At 60.9% G+C, this 17,368-nt stretch carries 18 protein-coding genes; 2 read left to right on the top strand and 16 right to left on the bottom strand.

The genetic code is table 11. The annotated features are described in order from the left end of the window. Positions 1-215: 215 nt before the first annotated feature. The 14 genes from QMX97_RS27670 to QMX97_RS27735 form a co-directional block, all read right to left on the bottom strand. A complete protein-coding gene (locus QMX97_RS27670; protein WP_065909371.1) occupies positions 216-1,019 on the bottom strand; it encodes a transglutaminase family protein in 804 nt (267 codons plus the stop codon). Next, positions 1,016-1,966 (bottom strand): alpha-E domain-containing protein, encoded by a 951-nt coding sequence (locus QMX97_RS27675; RefSeq protein WP_282397955.1) that lies wholly within the window; start codon positions 1,964-1,966, stop codon positions 1,016-1,018. The genes QMX97_RS27670 and QMX97_RS27675 overlap by 4 nt, the downstream gene beginning before the upstream one ends. A 3-nt stretch (positions 1,967-1,969) precedes the next feature. Beyond that, complete coding sequence (locus QMX97_RS27680) at positions 1,970-3,379, bottom strand: circularly permuted type 2 ATP-grasp protein (protein ID WP_065909367.1); 1,410 nt, start codon at positions 3,377-3,379, stop codon at positions 1,970-1,972. A 442-nt stretch (positions 3,380-3,821) separates the two neighbouring features. Continuing rightward, on the bottom strand, positions 3,822-4,163 hold the full coding sequence (locus QMX97_RS27685; protein WP_015885395.1) for a ribonuclease E inhibitor RraB: 342 nt from the start codon (positions 4,161-4,163) through the stop codon (positions 3,822-3,824). Between the two features lie 213 nt (positions 4,164-4,376). Beyond that, positions 4,377-4,613 carry a hypothetical protein gene (locus QMX97_RS27690; protein WP_065909365.1) on the bottom strand — a complete coding sequence of 79 codons (237 nt, stop codon included), beginning with the start codon at positions 4,611-4,613 and terminating at the stop codon, positions 4,377-4,379. 103 nt (positions 4,614-4,716) lie between these two features. Continuing rightward, complete coding sequence (locus QMX97_RS27695) at positions 4,717-5,322, bottom strand: START domain-containing protein (protein ID WP_065909364.1); 606 nt, start codon at positions 5,320-5,322, stop codon at positions 4,717-4,719. Between the two features lie 41 nt (positions 5,323-5,363). Beyond that, positions 5,364-5,618: a YkgJ family cysteine cluster protein gene (locus QMX97_RS27700; protein WP_065909363.1), complete on the bottom strand. Its 255-nt coding sequence runs from the start codon at positions 5,616-5,618 to the stop codon at positions 5,364-5,366. A gap of 162 nt (positions 5,619-5,780) precedes the next feature. After that, entirely contained in the window at positions 5,781-6,272 is a 492-nt protein-coding gene (locus QMX97_RS27705) for a translation initiation factor 2 (RefSeq protein WP_120449515.1), read from the bottom strand. Between the two features lie 104 nt (positions 6,273-6,376). Further along, positions 6,377-7,816, bottom strand: a complete 1,440-nt coding sequence (locus QMX97_RS27710) for a PLP-dependent aminotransferase family protein (RefSeq protein WP_017527404.1) — start codon at positions 7,814-7,816, stop codon at positions 6,377-6,379. A 273-nt stretch (positions 7,817-8,089) separates the two neighbouring features. Next, on the bottom strand, positions 8,090-8,905 hold the full coding sequence (locus QMX97_RS27715; RefSeq protein ID WP_282397956.1) for an OmpA family protein: 816 nt from the start codon (positions 8,903-8,905) through the stop codon (positions 8,090-8,092). Next, positions 8,902-9,264 (bottom strand): DUF4398 domain-containing protein, encoded by a 363-nt coding sequence (locus QMX97_RS27720; protein ID WP_282397957.1) that lies wholly within the window; start codon positions 9,262-9,264, stop codon positions 8,902-8,904. The genes QMX97_RS27715 and QMX97_RS27720 overlap by 4 nt, the downstream gene beginning before the upstream one ends. A 9-nt stretch (positions 9,265-9,273) precedes the next feature. Continuing rightward, complete coding sequence (locus tag QMX97_RS27725) at positions 9,274-10,092, bottom strand: transporter substrate-binding domain-containing protein (RefSeq protein ID WP_106802877.1); 819 nt, start codon at positions 10,090-10,092, stop codon at positions 9,274-9,276. 116 nt (positions 10,093-10,208) lie between these two features. Beyond that, entirely contained in the window at positions 10,209-11,138 is a 930-nt protein-coding gene (locus QMX97_RS27730; protein ID WP_065909352.1) for an FAD-binding protein, read from the bottom strand. 2 nt (positions 11,139-11,140) lie between these two features. Continuing rightward, complete coding sequence (locus tag QMX97_RS27735; protein ID WP_016973648.1) at positions 11,141-11,890, bottom strand: electron transfer flavoprotein subunit beta/FixA family protein; 750 nt, start codon at positions 11,888-11,890, stop codon at positions 11,141-11,143. 523 nt (positions 11,891-12,413) lie between these two features. Here QMX97_RS27735 and QMX97_RS27740 point away from each other — a divergent pair. Further along, complete coding sequence (locus QMX97_RS27740; RefSeq protein WP_065909350.1) at positions 12,414-14,078, top strand: electron transfer flavoprotein-ubiquinone oxidoreductase; 1,665 nt, start codon at positions 12,414-12,416, stop codon at positions 14,076-14,078. Between the two features lie 168 nt (positions 14,079-14,246). Here the strand turns inward: QMX97_RS27740 and QMX97_RS27745 are convergent, their stop codons facing one another. Then, positions 14,247-15,140 (bottom strand): AraC family transcriptional regulator, encoded by an 894-nt coding sequence (locus QMX97_RS27745; RefSeq protein WP_065909348.1) that lies wholly within the window; start codon positions 15,138-15,140, stop codon positions 14,247-14,249. A gap of 223 nt (positions 15,141-15,363) precedes the next feature. On the opposite strand from QMX97_RS27745, the gene QMX97_RS27750 reads away from it, so the two are divergent. Next, positions 15,364-16,416 carry an NAD(P)-dependent alcohol dehydrogenase gene (locus QMX97_RS27750; protein ID WP_106802876.1) on the top strand — a complete coding sequence of 351 codons (1,053 nt, stop codon included), beginning with the start codon at positions 15,364-15,366 and terminating at the stop codon, positions 16,414-16,416. Here the strand turns inward: QMX97_RS27750 and QMX97_RS27755 are convergent, their stop codons facing one another. Further along, positions 16,417-17,220 carry an IclR family transcriptional regulator gene (locus QMX97_RS27755; protein WP_065909342.1) on the bottom strand — a complete coding sequence of 268 codons (804 nt, stop codon included), beginning with the start codon at positions 17,218-17,220 and terminating at the stop codon, positions 16,417-16,419. Between the last annotated feature and the right edge of the window lie 148 nt (positions 17,221-17,368).

Consider the following 17,368-nt stretch of genomic DNA (forward strand, 5'->3'; position numbering starts at 1 on the left):
GCGTTGGGCTGCGCAGCAGCCCCGATAAAGCAGAATGCATTGTGTCAGGCACTCCTCAGTGCAGGGTTTTAGGGCTGCTGCGCAGCCCAACGCGGGGCAAGCCCGCTCACCACAACAAGCCGCTTGCCAGAACAAGCCCACTCACCACAACAAGCCCACTTGCCACAACAAGCCCGCTCACCACAAACATCAGCAGCAGACCTTCGAGCAGTCGCTTACTGCTGCTGCACCGAGATCACCGGCGTCGGCGCAACGAACACCTTGGCATGCATCTGCTCATGCCCGCCGCCACGGCGCATGCCGCGTACCGGGCAGGCGTCGAGGTAGTCCAGGCCGACCGCGAGTTTCAAGTGCCGCTCCGGCCGGGCCAGTTGGTTGGTCACATCAAAGCTGTACCAGGCGTCATCCAGCCAGGCTTCGGCCCAGGCGTGGCTGGCCAGGTGCGCGGTGTCTTCGGTGTACAAATATCCCGACACATACCGCGCAGGAATTCCCAGGCTGCGCGCGCAGGCCAGGAACGCGTGGGTGTGGTCCTGACACACACCCGCATGCCCTGCAAAGGCCTGGGCGGCGCAGGTGTCGACTTCGGTAGAGCCCGGCGTGTAGACCATCGACTGGTGCAGGGCGTGCATCAGGTCGATCAGCGCCGTGCGATCGCGGCGCTGATGGCAATGCTGTTGCGCAAAACCGCGCAAGGCCTCGTCGGGCTCGGTCAGGCGCGTGCAACGCAGGAATGGGAAAGCCGACTGACTCTCATGTTCGGCCTCGCGCAGTTCGTCGATATCCACCTGGCCACGGGCGCCGATGATGATGGCGTCGTGCGGTTCGTCCAGGGTCAGCACATGCAGGATGTTGCCGAACGGGTCCACCTGCGCACGCACCGGGCGTGGCAGGTCCAACTGCCAGCTGAGCACATGCTGGCGCTCGCTGTCGTGGGGCGTGAGGCGCAGGTACTGGATGCTGTTGCGCACCTGGTCTTCATAGCGGTAGGTGGTTTCGTGGCTGATGGAGAGTCTCATGCGGCCTCCAGGTAGGAACTGTAGATGGCGTCGCCGAGTTGGCGGACCAAGGGAATAAAGTCGGTCAGCCAGGCGTGCAGGCCTTCCTCGAGAATCTCATCAATAGCGGTAAAGCGCAGGCGCGCGTCCATCTCGGCGGCCAGGCGCTGGGCCGGGCGGCCGTTGAGGCCGGGCAGGCTGGCGAGGATCTGGTCGATCTCTTCGCTGCAGGCGCGCAGCGAACGCGGGACATCGGCGCGCAACAGCAACAGTTCCGCGACTTGCCGGGCGCCGGGGGCGTCGCGGTAAATCTCGGTGTAGGCCTCGAACGACGACAACGCGCGCAGCAAGGCACTCCACTGATAGTAGGCGTGGGCCGTGCCGTCGGTGACCGCTTCGGCGCGGTCGCCGGCCATTTCATAACGTGCATCGAGCAGGCGCAGGGTGTTGTCGGCACGCTCGATAAACGTCCCCAGGCGAATAAACCGGAAGGCATCGTTACGCATGATGGTGCCGTAGGTCGCCCCGCGAAACAGGTGGGAGCGCTCCTTGACCCATTCGCAGAACCGGCTCATGCCGTAGCGGCTCAAGCCCTGCTGGGCGATATCGCGAATATCCAGCCAGGTCGCGTTGATGTTTTCCCACATGTCCGCAGTAATTCGCCCACGCACGGCATGGGCGCTGGCCCGCGCGGAGCCCAGGCAACTGTAGATGCTCGCCGGGTTGGCCGCGTCGAGGGCGAAGAAATGCAGCAGGTGTTCGGCGTGCAGTTCGCCATGACGCTCGCGGTAATCTTCCAGCGTGCCGGTGATCAACAGCGGCATGGCCAATTCATGCAGGCCATCGCCGCGCCCATCCTGGGGCATCAACGACAGCGAATAGCTGACATCGAGCATGCGCGCGAGGTTTTCCGCACGCTCCAGGTAGCGCGACATCCAGTACAAATCCGAGGCAGTTCTACTCAACATAATTCAATCCTCGACCACCCAGGTGTCTTTGGTGCCGCCGCCCTGGGACGAGTTGACCACCAGCGACCCTTCGCGCAACGCCACGCGGGTCAGCCCGCCAGGCACCACGCGGGTTTCCTTGCCGGACAGCACGAATGGGCGTAGGTCGATATGACGCGGGGCGATGCCGTTGTCGACGAAGGTCGGGCAGGTGGACAAACACAGGGTCGGCTGGGCGATATAGGCGTGGGGCTTGGCCTTGATGCGTGCGCGAAAGGCTTCGATTTCAGCCGCCGTCGAAGCCGGGCCGACCAACATGCCGTAGCCGCCGGAACCTTGGGTTTCCTTGACCACCAGGTCCGGCAGGTTGGCCAGCACGTGGGATAATTCGTCGGGCTTACGGCATTGGAAGGTAGGCACGTTCTGCAGGATGGGTTCCTCATCCAGGTAAAAACGGATCATCTCGGGGACGAAGGGATACACCGACTTGTCATCCGCCACTCCGGTGCCAATCGCGTTGGCCAGCACCACATTGCCCAAGCGATACGCGGCGAGCAGGCCGGGCACGCCGAGCATGGAGTCCGGGTTGAACGCCAGCGGGTCGAGGAACGCATCGTCGAGGCGGCGATAGATCACATCGACGGCCTTGGGGCCGTCGGTGGTGCGCATGAACACCCGGTCATCACGCACGAACAGGTCGGCGCCCTCCACCAGTTCCACCCCCATTTCGCGGGCCAGGAAAGCGTGTTCAAAGAACGCGCTGTTGAAGCGGCCCGGGGTCAGCACCACCACACTGGGGTTATCCAGGGGGCTTGAGCTTTTCAGGGTATCGAGCAGCAGGTTGGGGTAATGATCGATGGGCGCGATACGCTGGGCGGCGAACAGTTCGGGGAACAGGCGCATCATCATCTTGCGGTCTTCGAGCATGTAGCTGACGCCGCTCGGTGTCCGCAAGTTGTCTTCGAGAACGTAGTAAGTGCCGTCGCCATCGCGTACGAGGTCGACCCCGGAGATGTGGGAATACAGGTCGCGGTGCAGGTTCAGCCCCTGCATCGCCAGTTGATATTGCTCGTTGGCCAGCACCTGCTCGGCGGGGATGATGCCGGCCTTGATGATGCGTTGCTCGTGGTACAGGTCGGCGAGAAACATGTTCAGCGCCTTGACCCGCTGGATGCAGCCGCGCTCGACCATCCGCCATTCGCTGGCGGGAATACTGCGCGGAATGGTGTCGAAGGGAATCAGGCGCTCGGTGCCCTGCTCGTCGCCGTACAGGGTGAAGGTGATCCCGGCGCGGTGAAACAGCAAATCGGCTTCGCGCCGGCGTTGGGCCAGCAGTTCAACAGGGGTTTCAGCCAACCAGCGGGCGAACTCCCGGTAATGGGGGCGAACCTGCCCTGCCCCGTCGTACATTTCGTCGTAATAAGTGCGGATCATGCCGAACTCCTTGTCACCCGGACGCTTGAACCTTCGCAAGGCCCGTGCCAGCGGCATAAACACTTAAAAATCAGTGCGTTGAATAACCAAAGGGATCTGCTCGCACCGTCCTGGTGCGCAGAATGCCCCGCGCACAGGCGCACGCTTCATCGCAATGCGCGCTTTGGCTATCAACAGCATAGTCAGAGTTGATTTCACTGCCCGGTCGCGCTTGCGGATAATCGCAACCATCTGCTGAACAGGATGCGTCCTACCGCTTCAGCGCAACGCTCTTCCCTTTAGGCCACCCTGCTCGGGTGGCTTTTTTTTGGCTGGAGAAATGCTGTGTAGGTGGGGTGATAGTGAGGTTGGCGACGATGCCCAACCGGGCAGCGATAAGGGCTGGCCACAAACAAAATCGGCCGACCCGAAGGTCAGCCGATACGCTGTGTTTCTCATACTGCTACATGGGTAACCCACGCACCTCCTGCTTGACGCCCCATCCCTCGATAATGCCGCCCAGAGGCTCGACCACCGCCTCGAAGTCCTGCTCGAAGTCTCCTATGCCGTCGTAGGTTGCAAACATGATTTTGCTCAGTTCCAGGTACCAGGCGCCATCGTCGCGCGCGCTGACCTGGGCATTCAGGGATTCCCCACGAAATTCACCCGCAGCCCTGCGCGCCCGTTCCTCATCCGGGAATATGGCGTAGAACTCAATGGGGTGGAAACGCGAGAAGTCGAAGCCGCCTTCTTTCATGCGGCGCAGAACGTTGGTGCTGATGTCTTCTTGATAGGCTGTGCTCATGAAAAGTGCTCCTCGAATTGATGGATAGACTTTCCGTGCTTCCCGAAGCCCACGCCGTACTGGCGTGGGAGCTACGGCAAAAACATCACCGCTGGAAAACAAGCATGTAGCTGACAAGACCAGACCTTAGCGATTCGTTCGCTGATCTCACTTGCAGAGTAGCGCGAAGCTATCACCTCCACCAGAGGCGCTTTAAGTGTGTACAGGGAATATTCAGGCGGCGGGAGAGATGTCGAGGATCTGGATACTGTTCTGGTCTTTGAGGATCTTGACCGTAGGCTCAGGCTTGCGGCCCTCCAGGTCATTGAGGTCCAGTTCAGCGGCGATGGGCACCAGTTTGTTGCGAATCATGTGTGCCGCATCTTCGAGGCTGGGCTTCTGATCGCAGGTGAACTGCTCGACGGATTGAACGCCGTGATCATCAACGAAGGTAATCTGCCACTTTTGCATCGGTGCCTCCTCGATAAAACCCGTGTGTGGGCTTACCACTATCTGGACCTTGAGGGTTCGCCAAACGTTCCACTCAAGTCAGGAGGCACCGGATCAACTGCGCTTATTTTTCAGCGTGTTCTTTCAAGGCTTTCAAGGTGTTGAACGGCGCGTCCACCACAAACTTGTTGGCCAACCACGAAGGCACGCTGCCACCTGGCTCGGTGTGCACCTGGTAAGTGACTTCGGTCTGGTTGTCGCCTTTTGGCACGAGTTTCCAGAAGCCATCGACCTGGGCAACCCGTACATAGCCTTTTTCTTCAGGCTTGTAAGTCGGGACGCCCTCAAGCTTACGGGTCAGCGTGCCGTCGGCCGCCTTGGTCGTGGTGATATGCAGGTAGGAATCCCGGTCCGTCACGGGGAACGGGGCCTTGAATTGGGTGTAGGTCCAGCTCTCGTCGCCTTTCTTGTCGACCAGCTTCTGGGACTTGCACTCGTGGATCCAGGCACAGGCACCGGCCACGTCTTCCTGCAGGGCGACGATTTTGGCCACAGGTGCCTTGATCACGGTCACACCGCGATAGGCCTTGTACTTGGAGCCGGCAATTTCGCTCAGGGACACTTTGATACCGTCTTCGTCCTTGGCGACTTGCCAATCCTCAGCCTGGGCAGTGGCAGCAAACACCAGCGTAAAACCGCACAACACAGCCATTCGTTTCAGCGAACCCATTGTTGTATTCCTTATTGTTGAAGTTCCGATAGTAAAGCCCATCAAGCCGCCGTCATCTGCTCCCACCAGCCGATCAACCGGATTGCATCGGCCTGGTCGGTGCCGCAGACCTCGATATCGGCCTTGAAATCACTGCACACCGCCGGGCGTTCCGGCCGGCCGAACAGCTGGCATAACTGTTCGACAGACAGGTGCAGGCAGCGTTCGCCGGCCGGTTTGCCATGTGGCATGCCCGGTAATGGCGAGCTGATGGAGGGGGCGATGCAGCACGCGCCACAGCCTTCACGGCATTTCATGACCAAAAGGTCCTCGACGACTCAATGTGGATGGCCGGGCTAGAGTACGCCCTTAAACAGCCGTTTTAAAATGGTCTAACAGGGGTTTTTCGCAGAAAACAAAAGTGACTGACCAGTCTGCGACAGATGGTCGAGGGGTGACGTCACGTTAAGGCGAAAAGTTTATTGCTTGAACTCGAACTCCAACGCCGCGCCTTCAACATCGCGGCGCTCTTCGTTGCGCAGTTGCAGTTTCATTTCATTGCTGAGCAGGCGCCCGTTGATCTGGAAGGCACTGTTGTCAGTGGGCTTGTCACCAAACATCGGCGGCAGCAGCGGTACGCTTTTGGGCTTGGGCATGGTGCCCAGGGGCTGCAGGTGCCGGACCATGTCCGTAGGCAGTGTCAGGTCCAACTGTGCCGGTGCCAGTTGGGTCTGGGCCACTTCGCGGGCCGATTTTGACTTGCTCGCTACCGGTGCACGCTTTTTCACCGTGGCGGCTTTTTTCTTGGTCGCGGCGGCTTTCTGCGCCGGTGCCGGTTTTTTTGCAGGCGTTTTCTGCTGGTTGCTGGCGGCGGGCTGGGCGTCAGTCACAGGCGTTGCCGCCAGCACCGGGCTGACGTTACACAGGCTTAACAGGCCAATCACCAAAGCAGCACGAACAATTGAGGTCATATCGCCTACAGCATTAACGGCAGAGGGCCATATGCTCGCTTGTTGTGCGCGGCATGACAAGCGCGGTGATTAGCCAGCTATCGGAGTTGTCCCCAATACGCCGCTCAAAAGCCGGCTGCCGTCTCCTGGCACAACTGGCTGGCCAACATCCCCAACGTCATCAGCGCCCGCTCTGCCTCGCGGTTCCACGGCGTGCCGCAATTGAGGCGGATGCAGTGGTTGAACTGCTCGGTATTGCTGAAGATCAACCCCGGCGCAATGCTGATGCCCTGTTGCAGGGCACGCACGTGCAGTTCCTGGGTATTGACCCGTCCGGGCAAACTGACCCACAGGATGAAGCCGCCGGTCGGGCGGGTCATCTGGGTGCCTTCCGGGAAATACTGCTGCACCGCCAGCTGGAAAGCGCTGAGGTTCTTGCGATATTCCTGGCGGATGTAGCGCAGGTGGCGGTCGTAGCCACCGTTCTCCAGGTACGCCGCCACCCCCATCTGGGTCACGCTGCAGGCGGAATGGGTACTGAACATCTGCAGGCGCTGGATTTCCTGCTGGTACTTGCCGGCGATCATCCAACCAATGCGCACCCCCGGCGACAACGTCTTGGAAAAGCTCGAGCAGTAGATGACCCGGTCCAGGCGGTCATAGGCCTTGAGGGCCTTGGTGCGACCGAGTTCGAACATCAGCTCGCCGTAGATATCGTCCTCGACAATCTGGATATCGAAGTCCGAGGCCAGCCGCAGCAATTGTTTCTGTCGCTCCTCGGGCATGGTGCCGCCCAGGGGATTGCTCAGGCGCGTGGTCAACACCAGGGCCTTGATCGACCATTGGTTGGCCGCCAGTTGCAGGGCTTCCAGGCTCATGCCGGTGGACGGGTCGCTGGGGATCTCGATGACCTTGAGGCCGAGCAGGTCGGCCAGTTGCAGCAAGCCATAGTAGGTCGGTGATTCGGCGGCAATCAGGTCGCCTGGGCGTGTGAGCACGCGCAGCGACATCTGCAACGCATCCACGCAACCGTGGGTGATCACCACCTCGGAAGGGTCCACCACCACGCCGGCGTCGCGCATGCGAATCGCCACTTGGCGGCGCAACGGCTCGAAACCCGGGCTGAACATGTAGCTGAACGCACGCGGGCTCTGGAAGCGGGTGACTTTGGCCAACTGCTGGTGCAGCGCGCGGACCGGCAAGTAGTCGACACTCGGCACGGCGGCGCCCAGCGGAAACACGCCTTCACGGCGCGACTCGCCCAATACCTGCTGGATAATGCTGCTGCGGGTGACCAACCCGGGACGCTCGACACGGGCAATGTCCGGCGTCGGCGCCGTCAGCGCCGGCGTCTGGTGCACGTAGTAGCCCGATTGCGGCCGCGCCCGGATCAGCCCCTGGTCTTCCAGGTTGGCGTAGGCCTGCAACACCGTGGCATGGCTGACGTTGAGCTGGGAGCTCATCTTGCGCACCGAAGGCACACGCTCACCCGGTTGATAGACACCGCGCCGGATATCCTCAGCCAGTTGCTGGGCGATACGTTGGTAAAGCAACAGATTGGTCATGACGCAGCACTCGATTTCACGGGTATTTTATTTTTGTGTGAAACATACCGGCACAGTTTAGAAGTGTACGGGGACAGTTGCCACAATAGTCGAGCGCGGGCGGGAGTGACAGTAAAAACTGTAGGGGTGGGGGAATAGAATTTCAGCTCTGCACCGAAACGAAATGTGGGAGCGGGCTTGCTCGCAAAAGCGGTGCATCAGCCACTTAAAGGGTGACTGATACGCCGCCTTCGCGAGCAAGCTCGCTCCCACATTTTGATCTGCGTTAGCGTTTTATCGGGCAGCGCCCAGTTGGCCCTTTTCGTCGGAGAATACAATTTCCACTCGACGGTTCTGCGCGCGGCCGCGCTCGGAGGCGTTGGCCTCGACCGGATACTGGTCGCCGTAGCCTTCGACCTGGATACGTTTTTCATCGATGCCGAGGTCGACCAGCACATCGGCCACCGATTGCGCACGGTCACGCGACAGCTTGAGGTTTTCCTGCTCGCCGCCGGTGTTGTCGGCGTAGCCCTCGATGCGCACCACGCGCTTGGGGTTCAGTTGCAGGAACTGCACGATCTTCAGCACTGTGCGGTTGGCCGAGTTTTTCAGCTCGGCGTCACCGGTATCGAAGAGCACGTCGCCCAGGGTCATCACCAGGCCGCGATCGGTCTGGGTGGTGGCCAGGCTGGCGATCTGCTCTTCGAGCCATTTGCCCTGCTGCTGCACGCTGATCAGCTTGTTTTCACGCAGGGCCAACTGCAGGCGCTGGCGCTCCAATTCAAGCTTGGCGCCACGCTCCTGGTTGAGCGCCTGCTCAGTGTGCTCGCGAGCGATGGCACTGTAGCGCTGGCTCAGGTAGGCGTAATGCACCACGTCAGCACCGCTGCCCCAGTAGCTGGACAAGCGATCGGCACGCGCCAGGGACTCACCGGCGCGAATCACGTCCTTGGGGGCGAAGCGCAGCACATTGGCGTCTTCCTTGACCTTCTGGAAGTCGTTGCCGGCCTGTTGCAGCGCCTGCTCGCCATTGGGATGGCTGGCACAACCGCCCAACACGGCGCCGCCCAGCAACAACACACAGCTCACGGCACGGATCATCGGGCTCATTGGGCTTCCCCCAACTGCAATTGCTTGCGCAGACGCGTGATGCGGGTGTTGAGCACGTTGAGTTGTTCCTGGCTCTTGCGGGTCAATATCCGGGCTTCAGCCAGGCGCGCATCCAGCTCGGCCTGTTCGGCCTGCATGCGCGCGTCTTTGTAGGATTCATCGGCCATGTCGGCCTTGGCCTGGGCGAACTTGTCTTCGGCCATTTTCAATTCGGGCGAGTCATCAGTACTGGCGCCCACGGCGCTGGCTTGTTCCAAGGCTTGTTGGGTGAGGCGTATTTGTTCATTCGGCGCAGGATCGGCTGCACATCCCGCCAGAGCGACAACGGCGAGGGCCGCGAAAAGAGGTCGAAGAGTCACTGAAAATCCCTACTTTGTTGGGGTGCCGACGGGTTGTTGCAATTGCGCTTTCCAACGCTCGAGATTGCGCTGCAGCGCGGCTTCCGCCACACCAGACCCGGGCAATTCTGTCATCTTTTTGGCGAGCTGTCCGCGCAACCACGGATCATTGCAGGCCGAGTTGTGGGAAATCGCCAGGTACAGGCCGGGCTGATCGATCGGGGTTTCGCGGGCGAGCAGGTCGTTGCTCATGCCCAATGTCTGGGCCATGGCCATGCCCGAGTAACGCCCGGCCAGCACGTAATCCACCTCGCCCAGCAACAGTTTCTGGAAAGCCGGCGTCAGACTCGGTAGACGTTGCAGGGTGAGTTGCTGATCGGCGAGGGTTTCGAACTCACGGCTCAAGCGTGCCCGCTCCGACACTGCGCCCTTGTGGCCCTGCAAATCGGCGGCCGTGTTGTAGACCAGTGCCGAGTCCTTGCGTGTCCACACCAGATAGTCGGTCTGCACCAGCGCCGGGTGGATGTAGTCGAGGGTCTCCAGCTCGCCCAGGTTCAGCGGGGCGTCGGCGAGGATGTCCATGCGCCCGCTGCGCACTTCATCCAGGGCCAGGGAACGTTTGCCGCCGTAGAGCAGGTCGACCTTCAAGCCGAGGTCTTTGGCGACTTGCTGCAACACATCGGCGGTGGCGCCGATCAGGTGCGTGGGGTCCTGGGGATCACGCCAGAGCAACGGTGGTGCATCCGGGCTGCCGGTGATCACCAGGCGCTCACATTTGCCCGCCGCCAGCGTCAGGCTCGGAAGCAGTGACACACCCAGCAACAGCACCACCCACCGACGCAATTCCATCACAGACTCTCCCCATCACAAACGCATCCCTTGTAGGAGCCGGCAAGTCGGTATCTACAAAGGCAAAAAAAAACCCGGTCACAAGGACCGGGCTCTTTATAAGTGAAGCGACTGGATTAGACCAGCTTCTCCAACTCGGGAACGGCTTCGAACAAGTCCGCCACCAGGCCGTAATCAGCCACCTGGAAGATCGGTGCTTCTTCGTCCTTGTTGATCGCGACGATCACTTTGGAGTCTTTCATACCGGCCAAGTGCTGGATCGCGCCGGAGATACCGACCGCGATGTACAGCTGTGGCGCAACGATTTTACCGGTCTGGCCGACCTGCATGTCGTTGGGTACGAAACCTGCGTCGACGGCCGCGCGGGAAGCGCCGACCGCGGCGCCCAGCTTGTCGGCCAGGGCGTACAGGTGTTTGAAGTTGTCACCGTTCTGCATGCCACGGCCGCCGGAAACGACGATCTTGGCAGCGGTCAGCTCAGGACGATCGGACTTGGCCAGCTCTTCGCCAACGAAGCTGGAAGTGCCAGCGTCGTGGGCAGCAGCAACAGCTTCAACCGCAGCCGAACCCCCTTCAGCAGCAACCGGATCGAAACCGGTGGCGCGTACGGTGATCACTTTAATGGCAGCGGTCGATTGCACGGTGGCAATGGCGTTACCGGCGTAGATCGGGCGCTTGAAGGTATCAGCGCTTTCTACCGAGATGATCTCGGAGATCTGGTCAACGTCCAGCTGCGCAGCAACGCGTGGCAGGATGTTTTTGCCGTTGGACGTAGCCGCAGCCAGGATGTGGCTGTAGCCAGCACCCAGTTCCGCGACCAGCGGGGCAACGTTTTCCGGCAGTTGATGCGCGTAGGCGGCGTTGTCGGCCAGCAGTACTTTGCTCACGCCAGCCACTTTCGCAGCGGCGTCAGCCACGGCGCCAGCGCCTTGACCTGCTACCAATACGTGAATGTCGCCACCGATTTTCGCAGCGGCCGCCACAGTGTTCAGGGTAGCCGGGGCCAGCACCTTGTTGTCGTGTTCAGCGATTACCAAGATAGTCATGTTTAGATTACCTTCGCTTCGTTTTTCAGTTTCTCGACCAGTTCAGCCACCGACTTGACCTTGATACCCGCGCTGCGTGCAGCAGGCGCTTCGACTTTGACGGTCTTGTTGGTGGAGGCGGTGGAAACGCCCAAAGCGTCTGGAGTCACCGACTCAAGCGGCTTCTTCTTGGCTTTCATGATGTTTGGCAGGGACGCGTAGCGCGGCTCGTTCAAACGCAGGTCGGTGGTGACGATGGCCGGCAGTTTCAACGAAACGGTCTGTGCGCCGCCGTCGATTTCACGGGTCACAGCCACGCTGTCGCCGCTCACTTCGACTTTGGAGGCGAAGGTGCCCTGGCCGTAACCGGTCAGTGCAGCCAGCATCTGGCCAGTCTGGTTGTTGTCGCTGTCGATGGCTTGTTTGCCAAGGATCACCAGCTGAGGCTGTTCCTTGTCGACAACGGCTTTGAGCAACTTGGCCACGGCCAGGGAGGTCAGCTCTTCAGCGGATTCAACCAGGATGGCGCGGTCGGCGCCCAGTGCCAGTGCGGTACGCAGCTGCTCTTGAGCAGTGGTAGGGCCGATGGAAACCACGACGATTTCAGTCGCCACGCCTTTCTCTTTCAGGCGTACGGCTTCTTCCACGGCGATTTCGCAGAAAGGGTTCATCGACATCTTGACGTTAGCGAGGTCGACGCCGGAATTGTCCGCCTTGACGCGAACTTTCACGTTGTAATCGACAACGCGTTTGACAGCTACAAGAACCTTCATGGATTCCTCGTTACTCTCCGGTGAAAAGAAAGTCGCCTAGGCGAACCTGGCGGTTGATGCTCATCGGCACACAAGGGCACCTCCAAAAACCTCGGCGAGTGACCTTGCTCACGGGAAGTGACGACCGTTCGTCAGTGGTGACTGAGAGGTCATTCTTTATCGCAGCGTGTAAACTGCGCGCCATTGTTTGGACGCGCGTCACCTGTCTTGCTTTTGGACGTGCTCTTGAAACCTGCAGTCTGCCTACGGTAAGCGCAAAACCGACCGTATATTGACCGGAACACCTATTCTGGTCAATACGGCAAAATAGCCAGTCATAAGCCGCGCCTCTTTGATTTACCTAGCCTGCGGGCAATTCAAACAAACGTTTGTATTGGACGCTGACAGTGGTGTAGATATAATGCGCCACCTAGAGAGAAAGGTGGGTCATCCCCTGCCATTTGGCACAGTGATGATGGATACGACACCGAACCTCCACCCATTAGAAAAAAAAGCCTGTTGAGCCTTGAGTAGGAGATAGCCTGTGGAACGCGAATACATGGAATTCGACGTGGTCATCGTCGGCGCTGGCCCGGCGGGACTGTCTGCCGCCTGCCGACTGAAGCAGAAGGCCGCCGAAGCCGGTAAGGAAATCAGCGTCTGCGTGGTCGAGAAAGGCTCCGAAGTCGGCGCCCACATCCTCTCCGGTGCCGTGTTTGAACCCCGCGCCCTGAACGAACTGTTCCCGGACTGGAAAGCCCTCGGCGCCCCGCTCAACACCCCGGTGGTGCGCGATGACATCTATGTACTGCGCAGCCCCGACGCCTCCACCAAGGTGCCTGACTTCTTCGTGCCCAAGACCATGCACAACGAAGGCAACTACATCATCTCCCTGGGCAACCTGTGCCGCTGGCTGGCCCAGCAGGCCGAGAACCTGGGCGTGGAAATCTACCCAGGCTTCGCCGCCCAGGAAGCACTGTTCGACGAAAACGGCGTGGTCCGCGGGATCATCACCGGTGACCTCGGCGTCGACCGCGAAGGCAATCCGAAAGAAGGCCTGTACACCCCCGGCATGGAACTGCGTGGCAAGTACACGCTGTTCGCCGAAGGTTGCCGTGGCCACATCGGCAAGCAACTGATCCAGCGTTTCAACCTGGACAGCGACGCCGACGCCCAGCACTACGGCATCGGCCTGAAGGAAATCTGGGAAATCGACCCGGCCAAGCATCAGCCAGGCCTGGTGGTGCACACCGCCGGTTGGCCGCTGGACATCATGAGCGCCGAGAACACCGGTGGCTCGTTCCTTTATCACCTGGAAAACAACCAGGTGGTCGTCGGCCTGATCGTCGACCTGTCCTACAGCAACACCTTCCTGTCGCCGTTCGACGAGTTCCAGCGCCTCAAGCATCACCCGGTGCTGGCGCAGTACCTGGAAGGCGGCAAGCGCATCAGCTACGGCGCCCGCGCCATCTGCAAAGGCGGCCTGAACTCGCTGCCGAAGATGGTCTTCAAAGGTGGCGCGCTGATCGGTTGCGACCTCGGCACCCTGAACTTCGCCAAGATCAAAGGCAGCCACACGGCGATGAAGTCCGGCATGCTTGCCGCCGACGCCGTGGCCGACCGCCTGTTTGCAGAGTCCGAAGGCGGTGATGAACTGACCGCCTACGTCGACAGCTTCAAGTCCAGCTGGCTCTACGAAGAGCTGTTCGCCAGCCGCAATTTCGGCCCGGCGATGCACAAGTTCGGTCCAATCATCGGCGCCGGCTTCAACTGGTTCGACCAGAACATTCTCGGCGGCAAGATGCCGTTCACCCTGCACGACACCAAGCCGGACTACGCCTGCCTCAAGCTCGCGAAGGACAGCAAGAAGATCGACTACCCGAAACCCGACGGCAAGCTGAGCTTCGACAAGTTGAGCTCGGTGTTCATCTCCGGGACCAACCACGAAGAAGAACAGCCGTGCCACTTGAAGCTCAAAGACGCGAGCATCCCGATCGGCACCAACCTGCCGCTCTACGATGAACCGGCACAGCGTTACTGCCCGGCCGGCGTGTATGAAGTGGTGACCAAGGAAGACGGCGAAAAACGCTTCCAGATCAACGCCCAGAACTGCGTGCACTGCAAGACCTGTGACATCAAGGACCCTTCGCAGAACATCACCTGGGTCACGCCGGAAGGCGCAGGCGGGCCGACTTACCCGAACATGTAAGTCCGTCGCTTGAACAAAAAGGGCTCCCAATCGGGAGCCTTTTTTATGGGCAACATATATCAACTGTGGGAGCTGGCTTGCCTGCGATAGCGGAGTCTCAGTCAACCCATCTTTAGCTGACCCATCGCCATCGCAGGCAAGCCAGCTCCCACATTGAGCGAGGTGTGATCAGGCAGCCCGCTCTTCACCGGGGTTGCGCAAGAAGTAGCGCTTGTACTCGCGACTGAACTGCGACGTGCTCTGGTATCCCACGTTGTGCGCCGCCTGCGCCACGCCCATGCCTTCGACCAGCAGCAACTGCTGGGCCTTGAGCAGGCGCAGCCGTTTCAGATATTGCACCGGCGACAACAAGGTGCAGCGCTTGAAATGCTCATGGAACGTCGACGCACTCATGTGCGCATACCCCGCCAACGTCTCGATATTCAGCGGCTCGGCGTAATGGGCATGCAGGTGATTCAACGAGGTAGCGATCCGCGAAAACTGCCCCTGCTGTTCCACCAGTGCGCGCAGTACATCGGCCTGGGGCCCGCGCAAGGCGGTGAACAATAATTCGCGCACCCGCGCCGGGCCCATGATCCGGCTTTCCAGCGGATCGTGCAGGCACTGCAACAACCGCTCGACGCAGCCGCGCATCGCATCGTCGAGCACCACCGAGCTCATCGATTCCAGGGTCTGCGCCGTCGGCGGCGGCCCGGCCTGCATGCCCATGGCCATGACCAACTCACCCAATACCACCCGATCGATGCCCACTGTCACCCCGTACAACGGGGCGTCGGGCGCCATGGCAAAGGTCTCGCATTCGAACGGTACCGGCATCGCCTGGATCAGGTAGTGACCGGCGCCGTACTCCAGCGTGCGCGGGCCCAGGTAGGCGACCTTGCTGCCCTGCGCCACGAACATCAGGCTCGGCTCATAGATCTGCGGCCCGCGCGCCACGTCGCAACTGGCGCGCAAGACCTGCACGCCGGGCAAGTGGGTCGGGGAGAAACCGTCGCAGGGCGTGAGCCCCTCAATCAAGGAAACCAGCGTGGCGTTGGCATCGAGATGGCGGGTCAACAACATAAAAGCAGCTCTCGCAAAGATACGTCTTGGTGCAGGCCAGCTGGCTTCAAGCCACAGGCTGCAAGAATGTCCGCAGTTTATAGCGTGCCGCTTGCAGCTTGCCGCTTTTAGCTGCTCCTCCGGAGCTTTAGGCATGAGACTCGGAGCATTTGCCATGGTCGCACCCGGGGTCGGCGCGCAGAATGCGCCACCTCCCCAGTCCAAGCTTTTGCGAGGTTTCCCCATGTACACCGCTATCGGTTATGCCGCCCAGTCGGCCACCACTCCCCTCGCCCCCATGTCGTTTGAACGTCGCAGCCCGCGTGCCGATGACGTGGCCATCGAGATTCTCTACTGCGGCGTCTGCCACTCCGACATCCACCAGGCACGCAACGAGTGGGGCATCGCCGTATACCCACTGATGCCGGGCCACGAGATCGTCGGCAAAGTCACCGCCGTCGGCGCCAGCGTCACCGCGCACAAAGTCGGCGACCTGGTCGGCGTAGGCTGCATGGTCGACTCCTGCCGCCACTGCGACGCGTGCAAATCGGACCTGGAGCAATACTGCCTCGAAGGCCCGACCATGACCTACGCCACCCCCGACCGCGTCGACGGCAGCAACACCATGGGCGGCTACTCCGACAGCATCGTGGTCAGCGAGCACTTTGTGGTCAAGATCCCGGCCAAGCTCGACCTCGCCAGCGCCGCGCCGATCCTCTGCGCCGGCATCACCACTTACTCGCCGCTCAAGCACTACGGCGTCAAGGCCGGCGATAAAGTCGGCGTGCTGGGCATGGGTGGCCTGGGCCACATGGGCATCAAGTTTGCCAAGGCCATGGGCGCGGAAGTGACCTTGTTCACCCGTTCGGCGAGCAAGGCTGAAGAAGGCCGTCGCCAGGGCGCCGATCACGTGATCGTGTCCACCGATGCCGAGCAGATGAAGGCCGCCGCCGGCAGCTTCGACTTCCTGCTGGACACCATTCCGGTACAACACGACCTCAACCCGTACCTCGATGTACTGCGCTTTGACGGCGTGCACATCCTGGTCGGCCTGATCGAGCCGGTAGACCCGCCGGTGAATGCGGCCAAGCTGGTGCTGGGGCGTAAAGTGCTGGCCGGCTCCTTGATCGGTGGCATTGCCGAAACCCAGGAAGTCCTGGATTTCTGCGCCGAGCATGGCATCACCTGCGACATCGAAATGCTCGACATCCGCCAGATCAACGAGGCTTACGCCCGCATGATCGCCGGTGATGTGAAGTACCGCTTTGTCATCGACATGGCGACCCTGAAGGCCTGATCAGGCCTTTGCGCCCAACTCCGCGGAAAGCCGGGCCGCGACCTGTTTGATCACAGGGATCAGCTCGGCCATTTTTTCGAGCGGCATGTAGGGCACGGTACTGGCGATGCTGATGCCGGCGACGATTCGCCGGCTGGCATCGCGCACCGGTGCCGCCACGCAACGGATCGACGGTTCGTTGTCTTCCAGATCGAACGCGTAGCCCCCCACCACGTATTCATGCATGCGCTGCTCGAACTGCGCCCAGGTTTGTTCCGGGTGCTGCGGCCATTGCAGGCTTTTGCCTCCCGCCGGCAGGCTGGCTTCGTACAGCCGCTGCCATTCCTGCGCAGTGTCATCCAGCAGCATCGCCTTGCCCACACCGGTACGCGCCAATGGCATGCGATGGCCCACCCGCGAGCGCATTTCCGGGCCATTGCGGCCTGGATTCTTGTGCAGGTAGAGCACGTCATCGTATTCGCGAATGGCCAGGTGAATGGTGTCGCCGGTCAGCGCCGACAGTTCATCCAGATACGGGATGGCCAGGGTCACCAGCGGCAACTCTTCGCGAGCCTGGAAGCCCAGCTCGATCAACTTCGGCCCCAGCAGGTAACCGACCTGCGGCACCACCCGCAGGTAGCGCTCTTCCACCAGGCAACTGGCCAGGCGATGCGTGGTACTGCGGGTGGTGCCGATGCGCTTGGCGATCTCTTTCAGATCCCGCGCACCGGCCGCCACCGCCTGCACCACGCCCAGGCCACGCAGCAGGGTCTGGGTGCCGGTAGGCGCAGCGTCTTTGACGGGAGTGTGGGCGTTTTCCTGCATATCGGGCCTATGTGGTGGTACGAAAACGGCGCCATTATGGCAAATGCAGCCCTCCTGAACAGAGGAGATCCACTGTGGGAGCTGGCTTGCCTGCGATGAGGGCGTGTCAGCCAGTAAATGTGCAGGCCGACACACCGCTATCGCAGGC

It is taken from the genome of Pseudomonas sp. PS01298 (genome assembly GCF_029959745.1).
Lineage (GTDB): Bacteria > Pseudomonadota > Gammaproteobacteria > Pseudomonadales > Pseudomonadaceae > Aquipseudomonas > Aquipseudomonas aylmerensis.

Coding starts and splice junctions, on each gene's coding strand:
- QMX97_RS27710 (WP_017527404.1), bottom strand. CDS start 7,816: ATGACCAATCTGTTGCTTTACCAACGTATCGCCCAGCAACTGGCTGAG.
- QMX97_RS27700 (WP_065909363.1), bottom strand. CDS start 5,618: ATGAAATGCCGTGAAGGCTGTGGCGCGTGCTGCATCGCCCCCTCCATC.
- QMX97_RS27685 (WP_015885395.1), bottom strand. CDS start 4,163: ATGAGCACAGCCTATCAAGAAGACATCAGCACCAACGTTCTGCGCCGC.
- QMX97_RS27670 (WP_065909371.1), bottom strand. CDS start 1,019: ATGAGACTCTCCATCAGCCACGAAACCACCTACCGCTATGAAGACCAG.
- QMX97_RS27755 (WP_065909342.1), bottom strand. CDS start 17,220: ATGCAGGAAAACGCCCACACTCCCGTCAAAGACGCTGCGCCTACCGGC.
- QMX97_RS27745 (WP_065909348.1), bottom strand. CDS start 15,140: ATGTTGTTGACCCGCCATCTCGATGCCAACGCCACGCTGGTTTCCTTG.
- QMX97_RS27715 (WP_282397956.1), bottom strand. CDS start 8,905: ATGAGCCCGATGATCCGTGCCGTGAGCTGTGTGTTGTTGCTGGGCGGC.
- QMX97_RS27730 (WP_065909352.1), bottom strand. CDS start 11,138: ATGACTATCTTGGTAATCGCTGAACACGACAACAAGGTGCTGGCCCCG.
- QMX97_RS27705 (WP_120449515.1), bottom strand. CDS start 6,272: ATGACCTCAATTGTTCGTGCTGCTTTGGTGATTGGCCTGTTAAGCCTG.
- QMX97_RS27725 (WP_106802877.1), bottom strand. CDS start 10,092: ATGGAATTGCGTCGGTGGGTGGTGCTGTTGCTGGGTGTGTCACTGCTT.
- QMX97_RS27750 (WP_106802876.1), top strand. CDS start 15,364: ATGTACACCGCTATCGGTTATGCCGCCCAGTCGGCCACCACTCCCCTC.
- QMX97_RS27675 (WP_282397955.1), bottom strand. CDS start 1,966: ATGTTGAGTAGAACTGCCTCGGATTTGTACTGGATGTCGCGCTACCTG.
- QMX97_RS27695 (WP_065909364.1), bottom strand. CDS start 5,322: ATGGGTTCGCTGAAACGAATGGCTGTGTTGTGCGGTTTTACGCTGGTG.
- QMX97_RS27680 (WP_065909367.1), bottom strand. CDS start 3,379: ATGATCCGCACTTATTACGACGAAATGTACGACGGGGCAGGGCAGGTT.
- QMX97_RS27690 (WP_065909365.1), bottom strand. CDS start 4,613: ATGCAAAAGTGGCAGATTACCTTCGTTGATGATCACGGCGTTCAATCC.
- QMX97_RS27735 (WP_016973648.1), bottom strand. CDS start 11,890: ATGAAGGTTCTTGTAGCTGTCAAACGCGTTGTCGATTACAACGTGAAA.